23 protein-coding genes are annotated in these 24565 nt (G+C 58.9%); 11 read left to right on the top strand and 12 right to left on the bottom strand.

The window, feature by feature from the left end:
• Window positions 1–144: 144 nt before the first annotated feature.
• Window positions 145–1545 carry a TIR domain-containing protein gene (locus tag CLV87_RS06280; protein ID WP_099242712.1) on the top strand — a complete coding sequence of 467 codons (1401 nt, stop codon included), beginning with the start codon at window positions 145–147 and terminating at the stop codon, window positions 1543–1545.
• A 51-nt stretch (window positions 1546–1596) separates the two neighbouring features.
• On the opposite strand, the gene CLV87_RS06285 is transcribed toward CLV87_RS06280, so the two are convergent.
• Entirely contained in the window at window positions 1597–2709 is a 1113-nt protein-coding gene (locus CLV87_RS06285; RefSeq protein ID WP_099244682.1) for an S-(hydroxymethyl)glutathione dehydrogenase/class III alcohol dehydrogenase, read from the bottom strand.
• Window positions 2710–2877: 168 nt separating this feature from the next.
• Between CLV87_RS06285 and CLV87_RS06290 the strand changes: the two genes are divergently transcribed.
• From CLV87_RS06290 to serB, 3 genes are all read left to right on the top strand, one after another.
• The gene (locus CLV87_RS06290; RefSeq protein ID WP_099242710.1) at window positions 2878–3447 is read left to right on the top strand and encodes a hypothetical protein; all 570 of its coding nucleotides are present in this window, start codon (window positions 2878–2880) and stop codon (window positions 3445–3447) included.
• Window positions 3448–3543: 96 nt separating this feature from the next.
• Window positions 3544–5199, top strand: coding sequence for a Y-family DNA polymerase (locus tag CLV87_RS06295; RefSeq protein ID WP_099242708.1), 1656 nt, complete (start codon window positions 3544–3546; stop codon window positions 5197–5199).
• Window positions 5200–5348: 149 nt separating this feature from the next.
• Window positions 5349–6212, top strand: a complete 864-nt coding sequence (serB, locus tag CLV87_RS06300; RefSeq protein WP_099242706.1) for a phosphoserine phosphatase SerB — start codon at window positions 5349–5351, stop codon at window positions 6210–6212.
• 10 nt (window positions 6213–6222) lie between these two features.
• Here serB and CLV87_RS06305 read toward each other — a convergent pair whose 3' ends face one another.
• Entirely contained in the window at window positions 6223–7227 is a 1005-nt protein-coding gene (locus CLV87_RS06305; protein ID WP_099242704.1) for an asparaginase, read from the bottom strand.
• Between the two features lie 171 nt (window positions 7228–7398).
• On the opposite strand from CLV87_RS06305, the gene CLV87_RS06310 reads away from it, so the two are divergent.
• Window positions 7399–7935, top strand: a complete 537-nt coding sequence (locus CLV87_RS06310; protein WP_099244680.1) for an invasion associated locus B family protein — start codon at window positions 7399–7401, stop codon at window positions 7933–7935.
• A gap of 111 nt (window positions 7936–8046) precedes the next feature.
• On the opposite strand, the gene CLV87_RS06315 is transcribed toward CLV87_RS06310, so the two are convergent.
• Window positions 8047–8751: a helix-turn-helix transcriptional regulator gene (locus tag CLV87_RS06315; protein WP_099242702.1), complete on the bottom strand. Its 705-nt coding sequence runs from the start codon at window positions 8749–8751 to the stop codon at window positions 8047–8049.
• A 1-nt stretch (window position 8752) separates the two neighbouring features.
• A complete protein-coding gene (locus CLV87_RS06320) occupies window positions 8753–9058 on the bottom strand; it encodes an antibiotic biosynthesis monooxygenase family protein (protein ID WP_099242700.1) in 306 nt (101 codons plus the stop codon).
• A gap of 153 nt (window positions 9059–9211) precedes the next feature.
• Between CLV87_RS06320 and rlmN the strand changes: the two genes are divergently transcribed.
• Window positions 9212–10402, top strand: coding sequence for a 23S rRNA (adenine(2503)-C(2))-methyltransferase RlmN (gene rlmN / locus CLV87_RS06325; RefSeq protein ID WP_099242699.1), 1191 nt, complete (start codon window positions 9212–9214; stop codon window positions 10400–10402).
• Window positions 10403–10480: 78 nt separating this feature from the next.
• On the opposite strand, the gene CLV87_RS06330 is transcribed toward rlmN, so the two are convergent.
• The 7 genes from CLV87_RS06330 to CLV87_RS06360 all read right to left on the bottom strand — a co-directional run bounded on the left by CLV87_RS06330 (window position 10481) and on the right by CLV87_RS06360 (window position 19157).
• Window positions 10481–12415 carry a beta-galactosidase gene (locus CLV87_RS06330; RefSeq protein WP_099242698.1) on the bottom strand — a complete coding sequence of 645 codons (1935 nt, stop codon included), beginning with the start codon at window positions 12413–12415 and terminating at the stop codon, window positions 10481–10483.
• Window positions 12412–13017, bottom strand: a complete 606-nt coding sequence (locus tag CLV87_RS06335) for a 2-dehydro-3-deoxy-6-phosphogalactonate aldolase (RefSeq protein WP_099242696.1) — start codon at window positions 13015–13017, stop codon at window positions 12412–12414. Before CLV87_RS06335 ends, CLV87_RS06330 begins: the two co-directional genes overlap by 4 nt.
• Window positions 13014–13922 (bottom strand): 2-dehydro-3-deoxygalactonokinase, encoded by a 909-nt coding sequence (locus CLV87_RS06340; protein WP_099242694.1) that lies wholly within the window; start codon window positions 13920–13922, stop codon window positions 13014–13016. Before CLV87_RS06340 ends, CLV87_RS06335 begins: the two co-directional genes overlap by 4 nt.
• Window positions 13919–15967 carry an alpha-galactosidase gene (locus CLV87_RS06345; RefSeq protein ID WP_099242692.1) on the bottom strand — a complete coding sequence of 683 codons (2049 nt, stop codon included), beginning with the start codon at window positions 15965–15967 and terminating at the stop codon, window positions 13919–13921. The genes CLV87_RS06340 and CLV87_RS06345 overlap by 4 nt, the downstream gene beginning before the upstream one ends.
• Complete coding sequence (locus CLV87_RS06350; protein WP_099242690.1) at window positions 15964–16812, bottom strand: carbohydrate ABC transporter permease; 849 nt, start codon at window positions 16810–16812, stop codon at window positions 15964–15966. Before CLV87_RS06350 ends, CLV87_RS06345 begins: the two co-directional genes overlap by 4 nt.
• Window positions 16813–16929: 117 nt before the next feature.
• Window positions 16930–17838, bottom strand: coding sequence for a carbohydrate ABC transporter permease (locus tag CLV87_RS06355; RefSeq protein WP_099244679.1), 909 nt, complete (start codon window positions 17836–17838; stop codon window positions 16930–16932).
• 101 nt (window positions 17839–17939) lie between these two features.
• Window positions 17940–19157, bottom strand: a complete 1218-nt coding sequence (locus tag CLV87_RS06360) for an ABC transporter substrate-binding protein (protein WP_370739630.1) — start codon at window positions 19155–19157, stop codon at window positions 17940–17942.
• A 185-nt stretch (window positions 19158–19342) separates the two neighbouring features.
• Between CLV87_RS06360 and CLV87_RS06365 the strand changes: the two genes are divergently transcribed.
• Window positions 19343–20134, top strand: coding sequence for an IclR family transcriptional regulator (locus CLV87_RS06365; RefSeq protein ID WP_099242688.1), 792 nt, complete (start codon window positions 19343–19345; stop codon window positions 20132–20134).
• A 16-nt stretch (window positions 20135–20150) separates the two neighbouring features.
• Window positions 20151–21209: an ABC transporter ATP-binding protein gene (locus tag CLV87_RS06370; RefSeq protein ID WP_099242686.1), complete on the top strand. Its 1059-nt coding sequence runs from the start codon at window positions 20151–20153 to the stop codon at window positions 21207–21209.
• A gap of 58 nt (window positions 21210–21267) precedes the next feature.
• Here CLV87_RS06370 and CLV87_RS06375 read toward each other — a convergent pair whose 3' ends face one another.
• A complete protein-coding gene (locus tag CLV87_RS06375) occupies window positions 21268–21786 on the bottom strand; it encodes a DUF5946 family protein (RefSeq protein ID WP_099242684.1) in 519 nt (172 codons plus the stop codon).
• A 219-nt stretch (window positions 21787–22005) separates the two neighbouring features.
• Between CLV87_RS06375 and modA the strand changes: the two genes are divergently transcribed.
• From modA to modC, 3 genes are read left to right on the top strand one after another with little or no spacing between them, the layout of a single operon-like run.
• On the top strand, window positions 22006–22782 hold the full coding sequence (gene modA, locus CLV87_RS06380) for a molybdate ABC transporter substrate-binding protein (RefSeq protein WP_235871857.1): 777 nt from the start codon (window positions 22006–22008) through the stop codon (window positions 22780–22782).
• Window positions 22783–22785: 3 nt separating this feature from the next.
• Window positions 22786–23478, top strand: a complete 693-nt coding sequence (gene modB, locus CLV87_RS06385) for a molybdate ABC transporter permease subunit (protein WP_099242682.1) — start codon at window positions 22786–22788, stop codon at window positions 23476–23478.
• The gene (gene modC / locus CLV87_RS06390; RefSeq protein WP_099242680.1) at window positions 23475–24560 is read left to right on the top strand and encodes a molybdenum ABC transporter ATP-binding protein; all 1086 of its coding nucleotides are present in this window, start codon (window positions 23475–23477) and stop codon (window positions 24558–24560) included. The genes modB and modC overlap by 4 nt, the downstream gene beginning before the upstream one ends.
• Window positions 24561–24565 lie beyond the last annotated feature (5 nt).

Genomic DNA, 24565 nt, shown 5'->3' on the forward strand with positions numbered 1-24565 from the left:
GGCTTTCCTATTTTAACGCTTTCGCTTTTGTACCTTTGAGAATCTGTCTGCGTTCAAGATTCGTCAATAAGGTGTTGATGCAAAATCGTGGACAATCCGCGTTGCAAAAGACTAAATGGGAACACCTCCAACGCGAAGTTTATTATGTCAATCGATCTTGATATTTTTGTTTCCTACAAACGCGAAGAAGCGCATTTGCGTGACAAGGTGATCCGCGCGTTACAAGACGCGAATTTCACTACATTTGCTGATGCAGAAATCGACAAAGGTGAAAACTTCAACGAAGTGCTAGATCGGATGGTACGCAGCGCCAAGCTGACCTTAGTCTTATGGACCGAAGCAGCCACACGGTCTCAGTGGATCCCTAAAGAAGCCCGCCTCACCAAGAAGCTGCAGCAAGAAGCCAAGGATAAGGGTCGCGAGGTTAGCAATATCTACCTCCCAGTTTACATCGGTGATCTAGGTGCACAAATGCCTATGGATCTTGCGGATGACCAAGGACTAGAATTTGATTCGCCGTTGAGCGAGACCGCGTTGAAGGAAATCATCTCCGAAGTCTCAAAGTTGATCGAACCTAAGGAACGTGGCGAAATCGACTCAGCCCCGACAAGTTCCTTCGCTTTGGAGCAGGATCTAAGACAATACCAATTTGCGTTGAGAGTTGATTCCGAAAAGTCTTATGAGGTCTACCTGCGAGATTTCCCAAATGGTGCGTTTGCACAAGATGCGCAAGAACGCATAAAAGCTTTGCCCCTCCCGCAAGACCTCAACAAAAAGCAGGCTAGTTGGGCGTATTTCGCGGAGGTGATGGCTTTAGGTGCAACGGTCTTGTTTCTTGTCGGTGCCATCGCATACAGTTTGCAGCTAATCGTACCAGGCTCTGCCGTTAAAGAAGCCAAGGATAGCTACGAACAAAGGCTGAACGAGCAAGAGCTAGCGAACAAATCCCGGTTGGAAAAAGCCGCCGTGGAACTGCAAAACCTGAATGCTATGGTCGAGAGCCTTGAGACCGAACGCGACCAACTTTCAGATCAGGCTTCATCTCTGAATGAAACCATCGACAAGCTTGAAACTAAGAACCGTAATTTGAGTCTGCAAATTAGAAAGCTCGAAAGACAGGTTTCCAAAAAAACTGACGCTGACTGCCCCGACCGGTTTGGTAAAGAACGTCTATGGGTCGTCAACACTTGCGTTAACTTCGATGCCACATCTCTCAATCTAGAAAACATCGGCGACCTCACCCTCCAGGACGTCAAGAAACTGACGTTCTTAAGGAAGCTATTTTTAGATGGAGCCAGCAACATCGATTTAGAAACAATAATGAGTTTGCCTCTCACCCATCTCAGCCTTCGAAGCACCAATGTCAATGACATTGCTGCACTGGCCAATATCTCAACGCTCGAAAGCCTGAACTTGGATCCGTCGTTGATCGAAGACCTTAGCCCTATTGCCGACTTACCCAACCTCCGCGTGCTCTTTGCGCCCAATGGCAACGTTTATTTAGACAGAGATGCCGTCAAGTTTTATCAAGAATCACTAAAATAAAAGGGGCAGCGCAAGTGCGCGCCCCTTTATCTTCATTGGTTTTGCAACAGTTTAGAACACCACCACAGAGCGGATCGATTCACCGGCATGCATCAGGTCGAAACCCTTGTTGATGTCGTCGAGTGACAGGGTGTGGGTGATCATCGGGTCGATCTCGATCTTGCCGTCCATATACCAGTCAACGATTTTGGGCACATCTGTCCGACCACGCGCGCCGCCAAAGGCAGTACCTTTCCAAACGCGGCCAGTGACCAGTTGGAACGGACGGGTCGAGATTTCAGCACCCGCCGGAGCCACGCCGATAATAATCGACTCACCCCAGCCCTTATGGGCACATTCCAACGCGTCGCGCATGACTTTGACATTGCCGGTCGCGTCAAAGGAATAATCCGCACCGCCCTTGGTCAGCTCTACCAGGTGCGCGACCAGATCACCCTCGACCTCAGCCGGGTTTACAAAGTCGGTCATGCCGAACCGCTCGGCCATGGCCTTTTTGTCCGGGTTCAAATCAACACCTACGATCTGATCCGCGCCAGCCATGCGCAGACCTTGGATCACGTTCAGACCAATGCCACCGAGGCCAAAGACCACGCCCCGGCAGCCGATCTCGGCCTTGGCGGTGTTGATCACCGCGCCGATCCCGGTGGTGACCCCGCAACCGATATAGCAAATCTTGTCAAAGGGCGCGTCCTCGCGCACTTTGGCCAGTGCAATTTCCGGCAGGACCGTGTGATTGGCAAAGGTCGAACAGCCCATGTAATGCAGAATGGGCGTGCCATCCAACATGCTGAACCGCGTGGTGCCATCGGGCATCAAGCCCTGACCTTGCGTGCTGCGGATCGCCTGGCACAGGTTGGTTTTACCCGATAGGCAATATTCGCATTCCCGGCATTCCGGTGTGTAAAGCGGGATCACATGATCGCCCGGTTTGAGCGAGGTCACGCCTTCGCCAACCTCCAGGACAACACCCGCGCCCTCGTGACCCAGAATAGCCGGGAACAACCCTTCGGGATCGGCCCCTGACAGGGTGAATTCATCCGTGTGGCAAATGCCTGTGGCTTTGATTTCCACCAGAACCTCGCCCGCCTTGGGGCCTTCGAGGTTCACTTCCATCACTTCCAGAGGCTTGCCCGCCTCAAGTGCAACAGCTGCACGTGTCCGCATTTGGACCTCCCATTTTAGCTTTGCCTTAACCTGCGACATTGCCGGACCACGGGCAAGCGTATTCGCGACACAAAGCGCGGTTCCCGCGCCATGGCGGATTTCGGGCAGGAGTTTCTTTAGGAATTGGCGCTAACCTGCATCCGCTCAAACAGAAGGTTTGAAATAGTCATGGATGTACAACCCGTCGCGGGACAAATTTTTGATCCCGAAAAACATAATCACAACACGCCGAAACCGGCGCAAAATGACACGCCGACCGCCGCAGAGGATCGCTTTGAGACCTATGTGCAAGAGGCGCATGCCCCCCCGATCGAAGAGCCTGAGCGGGTGATCGATCAGCTGCGCGAGGCGATTGACGATATCCGCAATTTTGAGGTCAAGCTGAGCGAGCAGATCAAAGAGCTGGAGCAACAGATCGAAGCCTTGCAAGGGGCCTTGCAAACCGCCACTGGCCCCCAGGCCGAAGCCTTGACCCGGCAGCTTAATGCGCTGATGTCGCTCAAGGCCGAACTGATGCAGGAATTGGTTCTGGCCCAGACGCAGCAGGGCAAAACCTCCAAGGATCAGGGCGGCGGCTCCGGACAGGATCTGACCCAAGAAACCTTGTTGACCGTGTTCAACCTGCGCGCCGAGGCCGATCCGTCCCTTGATCCGCGACAGGTGAAGAACACGCAATTGGCACGTGAATTGTCCGGTGATGCGTCTGAACCGCGCCTCTTTAAGGATGACCACGCATAGGGATCCGTTCCGGCGCAGAGGACTCGACTCAGCAAGCAAGGCAAATTAGAACAAATAGAGAACAAAATCATCCTCTGTCGATTCTCTGCCTGCCCCATGCCACATCGTCGCATCCTGTCGCTTTGGTTTCCCCGCCTTGGGGTTGATCGCCTGATCCGGGCGGAACCACATTTGCTGGGCAAACCTTTGGCCGTGATCCGCGATGAAGGGCAGGCACAGATCCTGTCCTCCCTGTCACCAGAGGCGGCGAAGCTGGGGCTGCATCTGCGCCAACCCCTGCGCGATGCCTATGCCATGTGTGGCGACCTGATCACCCGCCCCCAATCCGAACGGCAAGAGGCGGCTTTTCTCGGGGTGCTGCACCGCTGGGCGGGCAAGTTTTCCCCTTGGGTCGCCGCCTCGCCCCCGGATGGGCTGGTGATCGATCTGACCGGCTGCGCCCATCTGTTCGGCGGAGAGGTGGCGCTGGCGGAACAGGTGGCGCTGGATTGCGCCGATCTGGGGCTGACCGTCCGCCTTGGCATCGCCGATACATTGGGGGCTGCCTGGGCTCTGGCGCGGTTCACGGCGCAGGACACACAGGCACATCGCTCCGGTGATGCCATCGATCAAGAGGCCCGCGCCACCCGCTCCCGGGCGGGTAAGCGGCGGCATTGGACGCGCGGCGGCGCGGCCCCGCACATCTCCACCGGCCCCGCCTTGCAAGAGCGCATCGCGCCCATCGGCAAAAGCTGGCAGGTGCTTTCGCCTCTGCCCATCGCCGCGCTGCGGCTTGAACCGCAGATGGTGGAGCAACTGAACCGGCTGGGCCTGCGCCGGGTGGGTGACCTGATGGGGCAACCCCGCGCCGGGCTGGCCCGCCGCTTTGGGCGTGGGTTGGTGGATAAGCTGGATCAAGCGCTTGGCAGCGCGCCTGAGCCGATCTCTCCCGCCCCGCCACCCGAACGCTTTTCGGTGCGCATGTCCTTTCCCGAGCCTATCGGGCTTGAGGCGGATGTGGTCGCCGGGTTGGAGCGGATGCTGGAGCAGCTCTGTGCCAAGCTCAAGACCAAGGGGCGCGGGGCGCGGGTGCTGCGCATCGAAGCACATCGCTGCGATGGGCTGATGGAATGGCAGATGGTCAGCGCGGCGGTGGCCAGCACCTCCCCCCACAGGCTGATGCCCTTGCTGAAGATGAAACTGCCCGGGATCGAGGCTGGCCCGGGCATTGATATGCTGCGGCTTGAGGCGGTGGGCCATGACCCGCTGCATGACCGCCGCATGGCCGGACACAAGGCCGCCGCCGAACGCGGCAAGCAGCGCAAGGATCAGGGGGCCGCGCTTGAGGATCTGCTGGGCCGATTGGGCGCGCGCATCGGCATGGAGGCCATCACCCGCCGCCATCCAAGCAGCAGCCATATCCCCGAGAAATGCGCCACCACTCTGGCAGCGGCCTGGTCGGAACCGGCGCGGGACTGGCCCAGCCCACCAACCCCGCGCCCCCTATTGCTATGGCCGCCAGATGCGGTCACCGCCCCCGATCACCCCGACCTGCCCAAAGGCTTCCAATGGCGCGGACGGCGCTTTGTCACCACGGGGGCGTCGGGGCCCGAACGGATCGCCCCGGAATGGTGGCTGGATGAACCAGCCTGGCGCAGCGGGGTGCGCGATTATTGGCAGGTCGATACCGATCACGGCGACCGGCTCTGGCTGTTTTACGCCCATGGCGGCGCGCTGTCCTCGGGGTGGTTCTGTCAGGGCAGCTTTGCCTGACGTTCCCGAGGTTCTGAAACAGCGCGTCCTGGCGCAAAATTTTTTGCAAAAATTTTCGCCCCTCTCCCCCTCAGCGCTGGCCAAGAGGGGCATCCCATGCCAAAACCCGCCGCGAATGAGCCCCAATAGCTGCCCAAGGTGCCTGACCCATGCTGATCGTCTCTCTCATCGCCAAACCCGGCACTCTCGACACCGCGCTTGTTGATAACCTGCGCAATGCCTGGGGCGGCGGGGTCGCGGTTTGGCTGTCCGAGGGTGAGGCGGCGGAATTCCCGCTGGCGCAAGCGCCGGAGAATTTCGATGAGGTGCGCGCCTCTCTCCTTGATCAGGTCGACCTGAACATCTTCCCCGAGGCCGGGCGCAAGAAGCGCATGGTTCTGGCGGATATGGACAGCACCATGATCCAGCAGGAATGCATCGACGAGCTGGCCGAAGAGGCCGGCGTTGGTGCCCATGTCAAAGACATCACCGCCCGCGCCATGAATGGCGAGCTGGATTTCGACGGGGCACTGATCGAACGCGTTGCCTTGCTCAAGGATCTGCCCGAAAGCGTGATCGACACGGTCGTTGCCAATCGCATCACCCTGATGCCCGGCGGCAAGACTTTGTTGGCAACGATGAAACAGGATGGCGGCTATGCGGCGCTGGTTTCGGGCGGGTTCACCGCCTTTACCTCGCGCGTCTCACAGATGCTCGGCTTTGACGAAAACCGCGCCAATACATTGCTCGTTGCGGATGGAAAGCTGACCGGTGAGGTGGGCCGCCCGATCCTGGGGCGCGAGGCCAAGGTCGAGGCATTGGAACAGATCACCGCCAAACTCGGGATTTCCGAGGCTGATGTGGTCGCAGTCGGCGATGGGGCCAATGATCTGGGCATGTTGACCCGCGCCGGAATGGGCGTGGCTTTGCACGCCAAACCCAGCGTGCAAGCGCAGTGTAACCTGCGGGTCAATCACGGCGATCTGACCGCCCTGCTCTATTTGCAAGGCTATGCCAAGGCAGATTTCGTCTAAGGTCAGGCCCCTAAGCCGCGCCGGTCAACCCAGCCACTGGCCGTATTTCCCCCGTCACCAAACCGTCCCAGTTTTTAACTGGCGGGTTGAGAAAGCGTTTCACTTCCGGGTTCGCCGCATCCAACACGCCAAGCCGCACCAGAATGGCGGCAATCGCGCAATTGGAGGCACGGGTCGCCCCATCTGCAATCTTGAGCGAGATGCCGATCCCGCGTTTTGGCAGAATGGCGACGAAATAACCTTCGGCCCCTGTCTTGATAGCCAGTGGCTCCTGTGCGGCGCGCATCAGATGGGTGCAGGCGCGGGTTTCCCCGGCGACCAGTTCCGGGAAGGCCATCATCGCCTCGACCAACTGCCCCGCAGCGTTAGACATGGCGTCATTGCGCTGCCCCGCGCTGGCGAAAAAGGCCATGGCCCGCGCCATGCCATGCATGGTTGTGGCAAAATTCGGGGCCGAGCAGCCGTCAATGCCAAAACCCGGGCTCTCCATCTGGGTCACGTCTTCAAACGCATCCCGCACAGACACCTGCACCGGATGGCTGGGATCGACATAATTCGCACCCGCCCCAAGATGTTTGGTCAAGGTCAGAAACCCGGAATGCTTGCCCGAGCAATTGTTATGAACGCGGCACGGGGTTTCGCCGTCACGGATCATCTGGAACCTCAACTCCTTATCGCGCGAGGCTTCGGTCCCGCAGATGAGATCGCCGTCCCCTAGGCCGAGATCCGCCAGCCAGGTATTGACCGCCTGAACATGCAAAGGTGCCCCCTGGTGCGACGCACAGGCAAGAGCCAGCCGATCCGGACCGATGCCATAGGCTTGGGCGGCCCCGGACATGACCAAAGGCAGGGCTTGAATCATCTTGGCAGAGCTTCTGGGCAACACAATTGTCTCAGGATCGCCCCAGGCCTCAATTATACCACCTGTGCTATCACAGATGACCGCATGCCCCATATGTTGGCTTTCCAAAAATGGCCCACGGTGGATTTCGACCAAAGCTTCGGCTGCACACATCCTAGTTTCCTCATTGCTAAGCAATAATCTGCCAACAGGGCTTTTCGTTTTTGGTTTTTTCAGGCTATTGTCCCGCCGTCGAGAGAAAAAAGTCGCGCGCTGTCTTTGGAACAAAAGATCTGGCACAAGCGCGGCAAGAGTGAAGAGGCTAGACAGCTGGAGGCTGCAGGAATGATTTCAGGTCTTGGTCGGGTTTTCAAAGCCAGTGCAGCCGCACTGTTGCTGACCGCAAACATGGCGGTCGCACAGGAAACAAGCACAAACCGTGTTGATGCAATGACGGATTGGTCGGTCTTTGAGGGTGACAGCCCCAAGGAATGCTGGGCCGTGTCGACCTATAAGGAAAGCGTGAACACGGATGCGTCAGGACGGATCAAATCCGTGACCCGCGGTGACATCCTGTTGATGGTGTTTTTCCGTCCCGGAGCGGGTGTGACTGGTCAGTTGGCCTTTACCGGCGGCTATCCTTTTGCCAAAGGCTCCACCGTCAACATGAATATCGGCGGCACCCAGTTCGAGCTTTATACCGAGGGTGAATGGGCCTGGCCCGCGACGCCACAGGATGACGCCAAGATCGTGACTGCGATGAAACGTGGCGCGAATGCGGTTCTGACAGCGAAATCCGGGCGTGGGACGATCACCAAAGATACATTCTCCTTGCTGGGCTTTACAGCTGCGGTTGAGGATGCGGGCAAACGCTGCGGGTAACCCCTGCGGCGGGCGGGTCAGGGGGCTAGCCCCCTCTGGAGCCTGAGGGCTCCATTCACCCCCAGAATATTTGGACCAAGAAGAAACTTTGACAGAGTAAAAGGGCGCGGTTCAGATTGCGCCTTTTTCTTGTTCATCGGCATAGCCTTCACGCAACACGTAATCCCGCAGGGTTTTGCCCGGTTCGTCCTGAAACATGCGATCCGCCTTGAGCACGCCGCACATGCGGTCGATGCGAAAGACGCGAAAATCATTGCGGGATTCGCACCACGCGGTACAGGTCCAGACCGCGCCCCAATATTCCATTTGCAAAGGGCGGATGTGGCGGCGGCTGGTTTGGCCATCAGCCCGGGCATAATCCAATGTCAGGACCTGTTTTTCGCGAATGGCACTGCGGATCAGCGGCATGAAGGCAAAACTGGCCTGAATGTCATCGGACCCAAAAATCGCCATGCCCCAGCCCTCATCCGGAGGTTTGCGCGCCTCTGGCATGACCTGGTCCACCTTTGCCACCAGGTTGCGGGCGGCCTGTTGCAGCTCTGGGTCCGCACTGCGCTGGACAAGGGCCGCACCAAGATGCAGCGCTTCGAGTTCGACCTGGGTCAACGTCACCGGGGGCAGGAAAATCGGCGCGCGCAGGATATAGCCGACACCCCGTTCGCCTTCAATCGGGATGCCGGATGCGGTCAGCGTATCAAGGTCACGATAGATGGTGCGCACCGACACTTCGAGCACCTCCGCAAGGTCCTGCGCTTTGTGGAGGCGACCGTCGCGGATGATTTGAATAATCTCGAATAGCCGGTCGGTGCGCCGCATCTCAGCCTGTTTCGCCTTTCACTTCGTAATGGGACATAACCATGGAACTCTCGTCCAGAACGGTGACAAGGTCCATCAGTTCCGGGAAATTGGCTGGGTTAAAGGCCGCACCAGCCGCCTTGGCGCAGGTCATATCGCGCCACTCAACCAGATCAAGCCAGTCGCCCTCGCCCGTCACAGCCAGTTTGCGCGACAGAAACCCATCCTGGGCACGGGCAAAGCTTTGGGATTTTTCCCAGGCCTTGATCGCCGCCTCGGGGGTGGCATCAGGTTTCAAACGGTAGCGCACGGTTTCTAGAACAGACATATCAAATCTCCTGTATTGTCTGCTGCCCTTGTGACAGGGGCCAACTGACAACAGCCTGTCAGTTACCTTGCCCTTCAAATTCATTTTCTTTTTCACATCTTTTCGTGTAAACGCGCCCCTTACCTTGTTGAGACTCAGCCAGAGAGCACAGCCATGCCCGCCGATGCCCCGATCACGCAGGATGTTATGACAATCCCCCGCAAACTGCCGGAGGGAGAGAAAAAGAACCTTGTTGGTCTGACACGCGCGCAGATGCGCGACGTGCTGATCGAGGCCGGAACCAAGGAAAAGCAGGCCAAGATGCGGGTTGGGCAGATTTGGCAGTGGATCTATCAATGGGGTGTGCGCGACTTTGACAGCATGACCAATCTGGCCAAGCCCTATCGCGCCATGCTGGCTGAAAAATTCGTGATCGAGATCCCCGAAGTGGTGTCCAAGCAGGTGTCCGAGGATGGCACACGCAAATACCTGGTGCGCATTGCGGGGGGGCATGAGGTCGAGGTGGTCTATATCCCCGAGGAAGATCGCGGCACCTTGTGTATCTCCAGCCAGGTGGGTTGCACGCTGACCTGTTCCTTTTGCCACACCGGCACGCAAAAGTTGGTGCGCAATCTGACCGCCGGTGAGATCATCGGTCAGGTAATGATGGCGCGTGATGACTTGGGCGAATGGCCAGTGCCCGGTGCCCCAAAGGATGAAACACGGCTGCTGTCCAATATCGTGCTGATGGGCATGGGCGAACCTTTGTACAACTTCGACAATGTGCGGGACGCGATGAAGATCGCCATGGATCCCGAAGGCATTCAACTTTCGCGCCGCCGCATAACCCTTTCGACCTCTGGCGTCGTTCCAGAGATTGCGCGCACGGCTGAGGAAATCGGTTGTTTGCTGGCGATTTCTTTCCACGCGACCACGAATGAAACCCGCGATGTGCTGGTCCCGATCAACAAGCGATGGAATATCGATGAACTTCTTGAGGCGCTGGCCGCCTATCCCAAGGCCTCGAATTCCGAACGCATCACCTTTGAATATGTGATGTTGGCTGGGGTGAATGACAGTGACGAAGACGCGCATCGTTTGATTGACCACATCAAGCGCTTTAACATTCCCGCCAAGATCAACCTGATTCCGTTCAATGAATGGCCCGGCGCGCCTTATAAGCGGTCGTCAAACAATCGTATCCGCGCCTTTGCCAATATCATCTATCAGGCGGGCTATGCCTCACCCATCCGCAAAACGCGGGGCGAAGACATCATGGCCGCTTGTGGTCAGTTGAAATCAGCCACCGAGCGCGCGCGCAAATCGCGCAAGCAAATCGAGGCCGAGGCGGGTTTGGGAAGCTAAAACTCGTATCCCCGGATCAATAGGTCCGGGGGTAAGTGTTTGATTCGTGCTTTCGTTTGAAAGCTTAGGGTCCCGCCCCTAGGTCAGAGCCACGCGGCGCACGCCGGCTGCGGGCAGCATTTCACCCTCGACTTCAACCGCCTCGGTTGTGTGGTTGAACCAAAACCGTTCCGTCGCAGTATCGCGGGTGCGGATGCCTTTGGGCAATTGGCGCAGCTCCAGACCCGCGGCGCCGCCGATCAGAGCAACCAAGCGATCCATCGCCGCACCATCCCCCCAGCCCGCCATGTAGGTCAGATTGCCTTGGCGCATGGCGACCGGAGCCCCGGCCTCGGTCTTTAGCAGCGTTTCGGCACTGCCTTCGATCTCTTCGAGATAGCCGGTGATCGCACCGCCACCTTGCAAGGCTATGGGCATATCGGGGCGCAGGGTTTCCAGCCGTGACACGGTGACATCCAACCCCGGCATGGCAGGGGGCAAAGGCGCGTGTGGCATAACAAAATCCGCGTCGCGCGCACCGGTGCGCGGACCAAGAACGACCTGCGCCTTGCTCGCGCTGAGTGCCGCTTTTATCTCATCCGAAAGATACATGACACCGGGGACAAAGATCGCCTTGTAACCGTCAAAAACATCGGCGCGCAGCGGCAGAATGTCGACGGTCAACCCGGCCCGGCGCAAGGCGCGATAGGTATCCAGAACGAGACCAAAATAGCTCAGCCCCTGCCCCTGCGGTTGTGTCGCCCACATCCAATCCGAGGCATAGTCAAAGACCAGAGCCACCGGGGCCTGTTTCGGCTGCACCTCTGGCGCGTCTATCAGCTCATCCCTGACTTGCCGCGCCTCATGGATCGCCGGGGCATCCACGCTGTCAGGACGCAAAAGCCCAGCATGTAGTTGTTCCTGCGCAAAAGGGGCCTGACGCCAGCGGAAATAGCACACCGCCTCGGCCCCATGGGCAAAGGCCTCCCACGTCCAGAGCCGCACCATGCCGGGCAGCGGAGATGGATTGTAAGGAGCCCAGTTCACCGGGCCGGGCTGCTGTTCCATAACCCACCAACGGCCCTGCGCCACAGGTTGATTGCCCTTGGCCGCGCCCACGGCCCGATAGAGGTCATGGTGAAAGGCCTGAAAATCCGGGTCGCCCTGGCGCGCATAATCGCGCTGCTCTTCCAGGCTGGCCCCGACGCGATCCTCAAGAAAGCCGAGCGGATAGCTGTCCCAGCTCGCGATCTCCAGATCCGCTCCCACGTCATAGTGATCGAAGTCGGTGATCCGCCCCATATAGTTATGGGCAATGGGTGCCGAGGTGTGCTGTTTCAGGATATCAACCTGCACCTTGTTAAACACCACCACCTGATCCGAGGAAAAGCGGCGGAAGGCCATGACATGGGCCGGGTTCGGCTCGGTCACCGTCAGGTTGGGCAGGTCGATCTGGTCAAAACTGTTATACTCCATCGACCAAAAGATATTGCCCCAGGCCTTATTCAGCACCTCAACACTGTCATACCGCGCGCGCAGCCAGTCGCGGAACGCCAGACGCGCCGCATCGGAATAGCTGATGATCGTATCATGGCAGCCATATTCATTATCGGTCTGCCAGGCCGCCACATGAGGATTCGCCCCGTAGCGTTCCGCCACCAGACCAACGATGCGACGGCATTCGTCGAGATACCCGGCATGGCTAAAACAATAATGCCGACGCGAACCGAACTTGCGCGGATTGCCGTCCGCATCCACGGCGAGCATATCGGGATGCTTGTCCACCACCCAGCGCGGCGGCGTGGCGGTAGGCGTGCCCAACACCACCTTGAGCCCGGCCCTGCCCAGTACTTCGATGGCGCGATCCAGCCAATCCCAATGCAAATCGCCCGGTGTCGGCTCAATCCGCGACCAGGCGAACTCACCGATACGTATCCAGGTCAGTCCAGCCTCGACCATGCGGGCGGCGTCTTGTTCCCAGATCTCTTCGGGCCAATGTTCGGGATAGTAACAAGTGCCAAGCGTGCGCTTCATGCAAAAGCCTCGTCATAGGCGGTGACGATCTCAGCGGCCAATTCGGCCACCTGTTCGGCGCTATAGCCGGGTTTGTAGATGTTAGAGCCAATGCCAAAACCGCTTACACCCGCAGCCACCCAGTCCGAGAAGTTGGCTGGGCCTGCGCCCCCCACGGCATAGGTCTTGGCCTCAGGCGGCAGCACCGCCTTGAGCGCTTTAAGCCCGTCCACACCCAGTTTGAAACCGGGAAAGAACTTGAGCCCATCCGCACCATTGCGCAAGGCACTGAACGCCTCGGACGGGGTCATCACACCAGGATGGGACAGCATTCCCGCCGCCTTGGTGGCGCGGATCACTTCGGGGAAGCAATCAGGCGAAACCACCATCTGCGCCCCAATCTCAGCCAGTTTTTTGACCTGAGCGACCTCCAAAACCGTACCCGCCCCGATCACGGCGCGATCCCCGGCATGGGCACGCATCGCCGCAATGCTGTCAAACGGGTCGGGCGAGTTCAGCGGCACTTCGATCTTGGTGATCCCTGCATTGATCAGCGCATCGGTAATCGGCAGGGCCTCTGCCGGGGTCAGCCCGCGCAGAATGGCAATGATTTCACGGCTCATTTTGTTTCCTTGAGTGTCTCAAAGGCGGCGGTTAACCCGCGCAAGGTGATATCAGCGGCCGAGACCGAGCGCGGCATCGCGCCCTGCGCATCCAGCGCTTTCATATAGGCCCCGGCAATACCGCTTTCGCCCAGAACGACCACATCCTGCCCCAGCCAATAGGGGCGCGAGGCGGTCAGCTCCATGCCTATCAACTGGCCCGACAGGCGGGCGCGGGCCGTGGCAGGGCTGAGCCCCTGCAGCAGCGATTCCGCGCGCAACGCAAAGAGATCACAGCCCAGCGCCGCCGGGTGTGACATGCCTTGCGAAACCGCATCGAGAAAGGCGGCATCGTCCCAGCCGTCTTCGCCGAGCGAATGGCGCAACACCGATTGGCCACCGATCAAGGCAAAAAGCTCGCCTGTCATAAAGGTGCGAAAGCTGACGACCTCGCGGGCACTGATATGCACCCACTTGTTATGCGTTCCGGGCAGGCACAGCACGCCGTCAAAATCAGGCTCTTGCGCCAGGAACCCCGCGATCTGGGTTTCCTCGCCGCGCATGACATCTGCGGGTCGTTCCTGCTTGATCCCGGGCAGAATACGTACATCGAGCCGCGCATCTGCCGTTGCCACCTGCGTGGCTTGCGCCAGCGAGGGCGCTTCGCAAGGGGTGCTGGCATAGGGGGCCTCGCACCATCCTTGGCGAGAGCCAGCCATGCCGCAAACAATCACCGGGACCTGACCGCTTTCGGGCAAAGCCGCACCGACCTGTTCCAGCAAGACACGCTCATAATCCGCTGCGGTCAGCCGCCCCATGCCCTGATCACATTCCTTGCGATCCAGAACCGAGCCGTCATCCGCCATCAGCCAGACCCGCAAATGCGAGGTGCCCCAATCAACCGCTATCCAAGCCAAGCCGCTCATAGCCGCGCCCCCTCGAGGACCCACATGGTTTCCGGAAAACGCCATGGCAGGGTCAGGCCATGATGCATGAGAAATTGACCGCTGAGTTCGACCGGCCCCTGTTTGATCGCAGGCGTACCGCGCGACAGGTGATGGGCCTCATCAGCGTTGAGCAGGCTGATACGATAGGTGGCGTCCGGGTCCAAGCCCGTCAGGCACAAAGGGCGCGGCAGAATTTGCGCGCTGCTCTCTGCCTGCCCGGCAAAGACGACAAAGCACGCGCCATCCTCGGCCAGTTGCTGTTCAGCGATCACTGCAGGATCGTTGCTGTCGAGCCGCAAAATGTCCGCCCGTCGCATCCAATCTCGGTTGGCCTTCCACCAGCTGGCCACATCACGCAGCACTTGCGCTTCGTCCTCGCTCAGCTCGCGCGGGTCCATCTCGAACCCCATATGGCGCTGCGCCGCCACCCAAGCACGAAAGCGTATATCGCTGACCCGGCCTGACGTATGGCACTTGCGTGGCCCAACATGCGATCCGGTCACCGCCATTGGCAGCAACAGCGCCGCCTCATGCTGGATTCGCAAGCGCTCCAGGGGGTCATTGCTATCGGACAGCCAGACACGCTGGGTGCTGCGCAGGATACCGGCATCAACGCGACCGCCGCCCGAGGCACAGCTTTCGAACTCCACGTTTGGGTGGGCCTGACGCAGGCATTCCAGCAGGATCAAAGTGCCCTCGGCCTGGGTCGCATCCGGCGCGGGCAACAAGCGGTTGTGATCCCATTTGACGTAGTCGATGTCATGGCTGCCGAGCACCGCGTCAATCTTGTCAAACAGGTAATCGCGCACCTCGCCATTCGCCATATCCAGCACGCGCTGCTGACGCCCCTCGATCTGATCGGCACGCCCCAATATCCAATCCGGATGCGCGCGGGCCAGGTCACTGTCCATATTGACCATCTCAGGCTCAAACCACAGGCCAAAACTCATACCCAGGCTCTGCACATGCTCAATAATCGGCGTCAGCCCATCGGGCCATTTGCGCGGATCAATCTCCCAATCGCCCAGACTGGTCGTGTCATCATCGCGCCTGCCAAACCAGCCGTCATCCAGCACAAAGCGCTCTGCCCCCAGTTCAGCTGCGCGATTGGCGATATCCTTGAGCGTCTCTAGATCATGGTCGAAATAGATCGCTTCCCAGCAGTTGTAATGCACCGGGCGGGCGGTGTCGGGCTTGGGCCAGCTCACCACCTCGTCGCGAATGTAGCGTTGAAAGGCCGTGGCGCAGCCGTTGAGCCCATGGGTCGAGACAGTCACCGCCAGACTGGCGGTTTCAAACCGGGTCCCAGTTCCTTGAGTCCCGGTGGCATGGCCCCATTGGATTTGGCGGCGACCATCGGGTAGCTCTTCGGCTTGCATGATGTGACCACCGGACCAGCCATAATGCATGCCAAAGGCCGTGCCTTGGGCGTTGGAACACCCAGCTTCGGCAAAGAAGGCCAGCGGCGGATGTTCATGCCCCGAGCGCCCCGTGCGGGCTTCGCGTTTGAAAATACCGGGCTGCCAGGGCGCTTTTTCGGCGCGGAATTCTCCAATCCACCGCCCACCAAAATGGCGGATATCGCCAGATTGCGGCCCAGGTAGAACCGGAGCCGCCAAATGATGCAGGGTCACGGGTTGTGCAGCGTCAAGGACCGTGCGCGTCTCGATCACCGCACCAACAGGGTGGAACTCAACCGTCAGGCGCAGGCCCAATGCGGCATCCTCAGCCACAAAGCGGTTATCCTCGCCGGAAACCAACTCAAAGTGCGGATGCAGCGCCCGCCCGTTACGATAGGCAACCAGCCCGGGCTGCATATGCAGGCTATCCCCTTCGACGGGGCACAGCGGGATCGGAGGCAGGCGGTCAATCATCCCACCTGTCACGTCGACCTGAGCCTGCGCGGCGATGGCCGTCAAATCAGTCTCAGGCAGGCTCGGCCCCCAATAGATGGCGGCAGGAACACCGCCATCCGAGGCCAGAACAATCGTCTGGCCCTTTGCGTCAATGCGCCAAGTCTTCACTTCACGGCCCCCAGGGTCAGGCCCGCAATAAAGTGTCGCTGCATCATGAAGAACATCGCCACCGGCGGCAGCGCCGCCACGATGCTACCCGCGCTCATCAGGTGATATTGCGCCACGAATTGCGAGTTGAACGAGGTGATCCCCGCCGTCACCGGCTGCGCGTCCGGGCCTTGTGTCAGCACGACCGCCCAGAAATAATCGTTCCAGATAAAGGTAAAGATCAGCACCGCCAGCGCCGCAATCGCCGGTCGCATCAGCGGCAGAACCACGTACCAGAAAATCCGCCATTCCGCCACACCTTCGACGCGCGCCGCCTCGATCAACTCGAATGGGAGGGCGCGGATAAAGTTGCGCATGAACAAGGTGCAAAACCCGGTCTGAAAGGCGATATGGAACAGAACCAGCCCCAGCTTGGTGTCATACAGGCCTGCCGACACGGTCAGATCACGCACCGGCACCATGAGAATCTGGAACGGCACAAAGTTGCCCGCGATGAACATGAAGAAGATCAGCAAGTTGCCCTTGAACCGATAGATTCCCAGCGCAAAACCGGTCATGCAGCTCAGCGCCACAGCGCCAATCACGGTGGGTACAGTAATCACCAGCGAGTTCCACAGATAACGCGGCATATCGCTTTCAAAGAAAACCTTGCCGTAATTGGTGAAGAACTCGAACGAGGACGGCACGCCCCAATAATTGCCATTGGTGAAATCCGCCAAAGGCCGCATGGAAAACAGCATCACCGCAAGCAGCGGCAACAGCCACATGATCAACACCACCGGCAACAGGGCCTGATAAGTCACCTGCGCGCCGCGCGATTGCTTTTGAATAGGTGTCGGAAACATCTCAGCGCCCCCCCAGCTCAGCGGCAAAACGCCCCTGTTTCTTCTTGGTCCAAATACTCCCGCCGGAGGCATCCGACAGTGCATTCACATGTTGCCGCTTCGGCTCTTGCCCCCTGCTCATCGTCGCGCCTCCTTTTCGTCGCGATACATCGACCACAGGAAATAGGCGATGAAGAACAACATGATAAAGAACAGCACCACCGCGATGGCCGAGCCATAGCCCATGCGGAACCCGTATTCGGACAGCGCTTTCTCGAACATGTAGAAGGACAGAACCCGCGTTGATCCAAACGGCCCGCCATTGGTCATGATCGAGATCAGGTCAAACGAGCGCAGCGCACCAATGATTGTCACCACAAAAGCAATGAACGTCGCCGGGCGCAGTTGCGGCAAAATCACATGCCACAGCATCCGCCAGCCCTTGGCCCCATCCAGACGCCCCGCCTCGACCTGTTCAGGGTCCACCGCGTTCAGGCCCGTGAGGTACAAGATCATGCAATAGGCGGTCTGCGGCCAGATCCCGGCGGCGATGATGCCATAGGTCGCCGTGTTCGGATTGCCCAACACACCGCCGCGAATATCAACGCCAAACCAGCCCATCACGATGTCAAACAGGCCGACATTGGGCAGGTAGAACCAGGAAAACACCAGGCCCACCACCACTTGTGAGATCACAAACGGGAAGAAGAACAACGACTTATAAAGGCGAATGCCAAAGACCGTCTGGTTCAAAAACAGCGCAATGAACAACCCCGCCGGAATGGCCAGCAGATAGAGCAGCAGCCATTTGACGTTATTCCACAGCGAAATCTCAAAGGCGCGGTCGGTCACCAGCTCTTGGTAATTGCGCGCGCCCACAAAGGTCGCCTCGCCCAATCCGTCCCACTCGTAAAGCGAGATGTTGAAGCTTTGGAAAATCGGGATGATCACATAGACCGCAAAGAACAGCATCCCCGGCGCCAGAAACAGCAGCGGGGTCAGCGTCATACGGTTGCGATTGGCCCAGCTTTGCGTGGCTGCGCTCATGATGGTTCCTCCCATGCTTTGGCGGTTGCGAAGGCCGCCCGGCTTGCGAATACGCCCAAGACAGATGCGCCCCACCCAAACCGGGTGAGGCGCGGTTCAGTTTACTTGTAGATGCGGGTCCGCGCCGCTTCGAGGCGGTTCAGAATGTCGTCCAGGTTATCCGGGAACACCATGAATTCCTGCAGACCCTCCATGCCGACCGAGGCCATTTCCGCTGGGAAATCGCGGTCAAAGAACTGAGCGATCCCCCCTGTGGCATTGTTGGACAGCATGTCAAAGCCCTGGTTCAGGAATTCGTCATCATCCACAGAAGAGTTGGCGTTAACTGGCAGCTGACCGAGGCCGGAACCGGCATTGATCTTGGTCTGAACATCAGCCGAAGTGACATACTGAAGGAACGCACGCGCGGCTTCTTTGTTCTTTGCACCAGACGCGATGTGGAATGTGTCTGTCGGGGCGTCTTCGCCCATCGGCACATCCGCGATCTTTGGGAACTGGTAGAAGTCGATCTGCTCATCGGTCAGACCAGCTTCGCGCAGATGTGGCACTACGAAGTTACCCATCAAGTAGGCTGTCGCTTCACCATTGACGAAAGGTGGCAGCGCTTCCTGCCAGCTATAGGTCTGGTGATCGTCGATGAACGCGCCCATATCGATCAGCTTGCGCCAGTTGGCAAAGGTCGCCTTGACCTCGTCCGATGTCCAGGATGCCTGACCAGTGGCCAGTTGCATGTGGAAATCAAAGCCGTTGGTGCGCATGTTCATGTAGTCAAACCAACCACCTGCGGTCCACAGGAACTTGGACCCGATGGTGTAGCACTTACGGCCGGAATCAACGATCTTCTGGCAGTTGGCGATTTCTTCGTCAAAGGTGGTCGGCTCAGACAGGCCCAGATCTTTGAAGATGTCTTCGCGATAGTAGATGCCCCACTGGTAGTAGGTATAGGGCACACCCCACTGCTTGCCATCCATGGTCATCGCGCCTTTGACACTGTCCAGACCGGGCAGATCGCCATTGGCATACATGTCGGAAATGTCTTCGAACAGGCCAGCCTTGACATAGGGGCCCATACGGTTGGCCGCGTACCAGTTGATCACGTCAGGCGCGTCAGCGGTCAGCGCATTGCGGATCTGGCTTTTCCAGGCTTCGCGGTCAACGATCTCGACCTCGACGGTCAGGTTGGGGTGCATGGCGTCAAAGTCCGCTGCCAGACCTTCCATGATCGCGCGCGGTGCCGGGTTCGACATGTCTGACATGATGCGCAGCGTGCCCGACAGTTCCGCCATGGCCGGTGTGACAAGAGCGGTCGTCAGGGCCATTGCCCCTGCAACCGAAGCGAATTTCTTAAGCATTGGTGTCCTCCCATTTGCTTGTTGCTGGCGGCTTCATTTTATGTTCCAAATAATGAAACCAGTTTCCAACTATTGAAACTATGGAAGATTCGGGCTAGGACTGTCAACACTCTCGTTGGGTCTGACCCACGAGAGGACGGGAGGAAAATCGTATGAACAGCCAAGTAAAGCCCAAGGGCTCAGGCGATGGCACAGTCGGTAAAGCATTGGAAGTATTGGATTTGGTCGCCGCCAAATCCCGCCCCGTGCGCTTTGGCGAATTGCTCAGCGAATCTCCGCATCCCAAGGCGACCCTGTATCGGCTGGTTCAGACCCTGACCAATCAGGGGATGCTGGCCTATGACGAATCAACACAGACCTATTCGCCCGGATTGCGGTTGGTGCGCCTGGCACATGCCGCTTGGCAGCAAAGCTCGCTCGCTCCGATCGCCCGCCCCTTCCTGGATGACCTGTCCCGCGAAGTGGGTGAAACCATCCACTTGGCGCAGCTTGATGGTGGCCAGGTTCTCTATGTCGATAAGCGCAATGCCCTGAAACCGATCGAGATGTTTTCGGCGGCCGGCAAGGTTGGTCCGGGCTATTGCACCGGTGTCGGCAAAGCCATGATCGCCCATCTGGAGGACGACGCGCGCGAGGCCGCGATTCAACGGCAATCCTTTTACATCCATACCGCAAACACCATTGCGGATGCCGATGCGTTCCGCGCTGAACTGGATACGATCCGCGCTGACGGCATCGCCTTTGACCGCGAAGAACACGAACCCGGAATTATCTGCATCTCGGCCCCGATCCTGGCGCAATCCGGTCGGGTTCTTGGGGCCATGTCGATCACCACATCAACCCAACTCAAAACGCTGGACGAGCTGACACAGCTGCGCCCGGCCCTGACAGAAACCGCTGAAAAAATCGCTGAAGCTGCCGAATCCTGGCAGTTCCCCGATTGAATCGAAGGAGACCAACATGTCCGGCGTCACGCTGACCCAAGCCGTCAAGAAATATGGCGACACCCAGGTGATCCACAATGTGGATCTGCAAATCGACGAGGGCGAGTTTTGCGTCTTTGTTGGCCCCTCGGGCTGCGGCAAATCCACCTTGCTGCGCATGATTGCCGGGCTTGAAGAAACCTCAGCCGGTCAAATTGACATTGGCGCGCGCGACGTGACCCATATGGATGCTTCGGATCGCGGCGTGGCCATGGTGTTCCAGACCTACGCGCTTTACCCGCATATGACGGTCGAAGAAAACATGGGCTTTGGCCTCAAGATGAATGGCGTGCCCAAGGCCGAAATCAAGGCAAAGGTTGGCGAGGCCAGCCGCATCCTGAAACTGGACGACTACCTCAAGCGCAAGCCCAAGGCCCTGTCCGGTGGCCAGCGCCAGCGTGTTGCCATTGGTCGCGCCATTGTCCGCGGCCCCGAAGTGTTCCTGTTCGACGAACCGCTCTCGAACCTTGATGCGGAACTTCGCGTCGATATGCGGGTCGAGATTGCGCGCCTTCACAAGGATATCGGGGCGACAATGATCTATGTCACCCATGACCAAGTCGAAGCCATGACCCTGGCCGACAAGATTGTCGTGCTGCGCGCAGGCCGCATTGAACAGGTCGGCTCGCCCATGCAGCTTTATAAGGACCCGGATAACCGCTTTGTCGCCGGGTTCATCGGCTCGCCGTCGATGAACTTTCTCAACGGCGTTGTTGAGGGCGGCAAGGTGCGCATTCCCGATCTGAACAGGGTGATCGAGGCCAATGTCACCCTGCCCGGCGAAGGCAAGCCGGTCCTGGTCGGCGTGCGCCCGCAACATATCCGCGTGTCCGAGCAAGGCGATGACCTGACGCTGGACATTCGCGAACGTCTGGGTGGCGTGGCCTATGATTACCTGCTGACCAAGAACGGCGACAAGATCACCGTCGAAACCGATAGTGATGAAGAGATCGACGAAGGCTCGACCGTCACCATCGAATTCGACCTCGAAAACACCATGTTCTTTGACGGCGAAACCGAACAGCGCCTGCGTTGAACAACAAAACCGCCCCGGATGTTCGGGGCGGTTTTCCTGACAGATCGATCAAAAGCCCCTAGCGCAGATGCCGCTCAGTCCAGTCTTGGATATAGGCGTGGTGATCCTGCCAATCCGCCCAGGTCGCCTTGGCCCATTCTCGGACCTTCGTCGCATGTTGCGGACCGCCAGCAAATGGGCGCACATCAGACACTGTCATCGTATAGCTCTGAGGCGGCGCGAGATAGATCAAGCTCGCCTTGTACTGCCCTAGGCCCAGCATAACATTGTTGGAATCCTGCGGTGTCAGGTTTCGCCCCAATTGCAGGTAAAGCCGCGCCAAATGCAAACCTGTCGATTGCACCTGCCGCCGCGTTTCACCACCACCCCCGTGCTGAACCGCAAAGGTATCAACGGTCAATCGATGCGTCGGCAGCAGGGCACTGTCGCTGTATTCAAAGGCCAAAACATCCGTAAACGCCTCAAAACACGCAGCAGAAGACGTCATATAGGAATGCGTGGGCCCTGCGATTTCAGGCAAACAGGCACCGCACCCTGGACAGGTTGATACTTTGATGTCGCGCACGTCAGGCCCCATAGGTCATTGCTAAGACCCAGTTTATCCCCGCTTGGTAAATTGGTGAGAGGGAAAACATGCATCTTCAAATCATTTTGAAGAGCAAGTGACACCAATCTCCAATTTCGACGGGCGCGAATCCGACCTTATATGTCTCTGCAAGGCGGCCAATCAGGCCGCGTTGTGCATTTGAACTGGATGGCAGGCGCTCCTCATGCCATTCAAGGGGGAATGAAACGCATGTGGAACAACATCTTGGCCTCGCGCTCCTTTCGTTGCCCGGCCTATCTGGCGCTTGCGCTGCTTTGCCTTGCTGCTCCGCTGCGCGCCGAGCAGATCACGGTTTTTGCCGCCGCAAGCCTGAAAACCGCGCTGGACGAGGTAAGCGCGGTTTTTAAGGAAACCACCGATCACGATGTAACACTGTCCTATGCTGGCTCTGCTGCGCTGGCGCGTCAGATATCCTTTGGGGCCCCCGCGGATGTGTTCCTCTCGGCCAACAGCACTTGGATGACCTATCTCGAAGACCAGGGGGCCATCGTCGCAGACAGCCGGTTTGACCTGCTTGGCAATCAATTGGTTTTGATTTCCCATGCCCCCAGCCCGGCGCAGGATTGGACAGATTTGGATCTGTCCCAGAGATTGGGTGATGGATTTCTGGCCATGGGTCTCGTGCAATCCGTGCCCGCCGGGATCTACGGCAAAGAAGCCCTGGAAACGCTCGGACAATGGCAAAGCGTCGCGACGCAAGTTGCCCAAACCGACAATGTACGCGCCGCCCTCGCCCTGGTTGCTTTGGGAGAAGCGCCGCTCGGCATCGTCTATGCCACCGATGCGCAGGCTGACGAGAGGGTTCATGTGGTGGCCCCCTTCCCCGAGGACACCCATCAGCCGATCAAATACCCCGCCGCCCAAATCTCAGAAACGCAGGCTGCGACCGACTTTCTGACCTTCCTCAAATCCGCCGAGGCCAGCGCGCTGTTTCAAGCGCATGGTTTCGAAGTTTTGGGAGAGTAAACGTTGGAGTGGCTGTCAATTGAAGAATGGAACGCCGTCGCCCTGTCGTTGCGCGTCTCACTTTGGGCCACTTTTGCGGCTTTGCCTTTGGGCCTTCTGACCGCCTATGCCTTGGCCCGCTGGGAATTTCCCGGTCGCCAGATCCTGAACGGGCTGGTGCATTTGCCGCTGATCCTGCCCCCGGTGGTGACCGGCTATCTACTACTGCTGACCTTTGGCATTCGCGGCCCGGTAGGATCGCTTTTGCACGAAATGGGGATCACGCTGGCCTTTCGCTGGACAGGCGCTGCTCTGGCCGCCGCCATCATGGGCTTTCCGCTGATGGTGCGCGCCATGCGCCTGTCGATCGAAGCGGTTGATCCAAAGCTGGAACAGGCCGCCGCGACGCTGGGGGCCTCGCGCTTTTGGGTCTTTGTCACGATCACCCTGCCGCTGATCCTGCCCGGCATTCTGGCTGGCTCCATCCTCGCCTTTGCCAAGGCCATGGGGGAATTCGGGGCCACCATCACCTTTGTCTCCAACATCCCCGGCCAAACCCAAACCCTGCCCTCGGCGATCTATGCGTTCTTGCAGGTGCCAGGCGGTGAAAGCTCAGCCCTGAGGCTTGTGATAATCTCGGTCATCGTGGCCATGGGGGCCTTGGTCTTGTCAGAAATTCTGGCGCGGCGCATGGCAAAACGGGTGGGCCAGGGATGAGCCTGTCTGTCGCCATCACACACCGGTTGGGGGACACGGATTTCGACCTCAGCTTTGACGCGCCAGATGGGCTGACGGTTTTGTTTGGCCGTTCAGGCTCGGGCAAGACCACGGTGACCAACGCTGTGGCCGGGTTGGTCACACCCGATAGCGGGCGCATCGCCGTTCAGGACCGGGTGCTGTTTGACAGTGCGTTACGGGTGAACCTGCCGGTGCATAAGCGCCGACTTGGCTATGTCTTCCAAGAGGCCCGCCTGTTCCCAAATATGTCCGTCGCCCAGAACCTGACCTATGGCAGCCGCTTTGCACCGCCCAACCCCCAGGCCCCCAAGCGCGACATGATCATCGAGATGCTGGGTTTAGGGGCGTTGCTAACACGCGCCCCCGGCGATCTGTCGGGCGGGGAAAAGCAACGGGTCGCCATTGGTCGCGCCCTTTTGGCCGGGCCCGAGCTACTGTTGGCAGATGAGCCTCTGGCCGCCTTGGACGAACCGCGCAAGGCCGAGATCCTGCCCTATTTTGAAACCCTGCGCGACGAACTGAAACTTCCGATCCTCTATGTCAGCCATTCTGCGGTCGAGGTGGCGCGCCTGGCCACCACGGTTGTGGCGATGGAAAATGGCAAAGTTGCGCGAACAGGGACCGCGACGGATGTGCTCAGCGATCCCAGCTTTACCCCCACCGGCGTGCGCGCAGCGGGGGCCATTCTGGAGGCGACAGTCGCCGCGCATCACACCGATGGCCTGACCGAATTGGACGCTGCGGGCATCCCCTTGTTCTTACCAAAGCTGGATAAACCCACTGGCGCTCGCGTCCGGCTGCGCATTGCCGCTCAGGATGTCATCCTGTCCCGCTCCCGACCCGAAGGGTTGTCTGCCCTCAACGTACTCCCCGGCACGATCGAAGAAATCCGCGCCGGGGGCGGGCCGGGGGCGATCCTGTCGCTCTCCACGCCCGCTGGCAGAGTGCTGGCCCGCATCACACAGCGCAGCGTCTCGGCGCTGGATCTTAGCGTGGGGACAACCTGCCATGCGGTGGTCAAAACCGTCTCCGTCGCCCCGGCAGACATTGGCGGGGCTTGATCCCG

The organism is Pelagimonas phthalicica (assembly GCF_004364805.1).
GTDB lineage: Bacteria > Pseudomonadota > Alphaproteobacteria > Rhodobacterales > Rhodobacteraceae > Pelagimonas > Pelagimonas phthalicica.

Bases quoted from the DNA above. Each gene is read 5' to 3' on its own strand.
- CLV87_RS06280 (WP_099242712.1), top strand. From the start codon at position 145: ATGTCAATCGATCTTGATATTTTTGTTTCCTACAAACGCGAAGAAGCG.
- CLV87_RS06285 (WP_099244682.1), bottom strand. From the start codon at position 2,709: ATGCGGACACGTGCAGCTGTTGCACTTGAGGCGGGCAAGCCTCTGGAA.
- CLV87_RS06290 (WP_099242710.1), top strand. From the start codon at position 2,878: ATGGATGTACAACCCGTCGCGGGACAAATTTTTGATCCCGAAAAACAT.
- CLV87_RS06295 (WP_099242708.1), top strand. From the start codon at position 3,544: ATGCCACATCGTCGCATCCTGTCGCTTTGGTTTCCCCGCCTTGGGGTT.
- serB (WP_099242706.1), top strand. From the start codon at position 5,349: ATGCTGATCGTCTCTCTCATCGCCAAACCCGGCACTCTCGACACCGCG.
- CLV87_RS06305 (WP_099242704.1), bottom strand. From the start codon at position 7,227: ATGTGTGCAGCCGAAGCTTTGGTCGAAATCCACCGTGGGCCATTTTTG.
- CLV87_RS06310 (WP_099244680.1), top strand. From the start codon at position 7,399: ATGATTTCAGGTCTTGGTCGGGTTTTCAAAGCCAGTGCAGCCGCACTG.
- CLV87_RS06315 (WP_099242702.1), bottom strand. From the start codon at position 8,751: ATGCGGCGCACCGACCGGCTATTCGAGATTATTCAAATCATCCGCGAC.
- CLV87_RS06320 (WP_099242700.1), bottom strand. From the start codon at position 9,058: ATGTCTGTTCTAGAAACCGTGCGCTACCGTTTGAAACCTGATGCCACC.
- rlmN (WP_099242699.1), top strand. From the start codon at position 9,212: ATGCCCGCCGATGCCCCGATCACGCAGGATGTTATGACAATCCCCCGC.
- CLV87_RS06330 (WP_099242698.1), bottom strand. From the start codon at position 12,415: ATGAAGCGCACGCTTGGCACTTGTTACTATCCCGAACATTGGCCCGAA.
- CLV87_RS06335 (WP_099242696.1), bottom strand. From the start codon at position 13,017: ATGAGCCGTGAAATCATTGCCATTCTGCGCGGGCTGACCCCGGCAGAG.
- CLV87_RS06340 (WP_099242694.1), bottom strand. From the start codon at position 13,922: ATGAGCGGCTTGGCTTGGATAGCGGTTGATTGGGGCACCTCGCATTTG.
- CLV87_RS06350 (WP_099242690.1), bottom strand. From the start codon at position 16,812: ATGTTTCCGACACCTATTCAAAAGCAATCGCGCGGCGCGCAGGTGACT.
- CLV87_RS06355 (WP_099244679.1), bottom strand. From the start codon at position 17,838: ATGAGCGCAGCCACGCAAAGCTGGGCCAATCGCAACCGTATGACGCTG.
- CLV87_RS06360 (WP_370739630.1), bottom strand. From the start codon at position 19,157: ATGGCCCTGACGACCGCTCTTGTCACACCGGCCATGGCGGAACTGTCG.
- CLV87_RS06365 (WP_099242688.1), top strand. From the start codon at position 19,343: ATGAACAGCCAAGTAAAGCCCAAGGGCTCAGGCGATGGCACAGTCGGT.
- CLV87_RS06370 (WP_099242686.1), top strand. From the start codon at position 20,151: ATGTCCGGCGTCACGCTGACCCAAGCCGTCAAGAAATATGGCGACACC.
- CLV87_RS06375 (WP_099242684.1), bottom strand. From the start codon at position 21,786: ATGGGGCCTGACGTGCGCGACATCAAAGTATCAACCTGTCCAGGGTGC.
- modA (WP_235871857.1), top strand. From the start codon at position 22,006: ATGTGGAACAACATCTTGGCCTCGCGCTCCTTTCGTTGCCCGGCCTAT.
- modC (WP_099242680.1), top strand. From the start codon at position 23,475: ATGAGCCTGTCTGTCGCCATCACACACCGGTTGGGGGACACGGATTTC.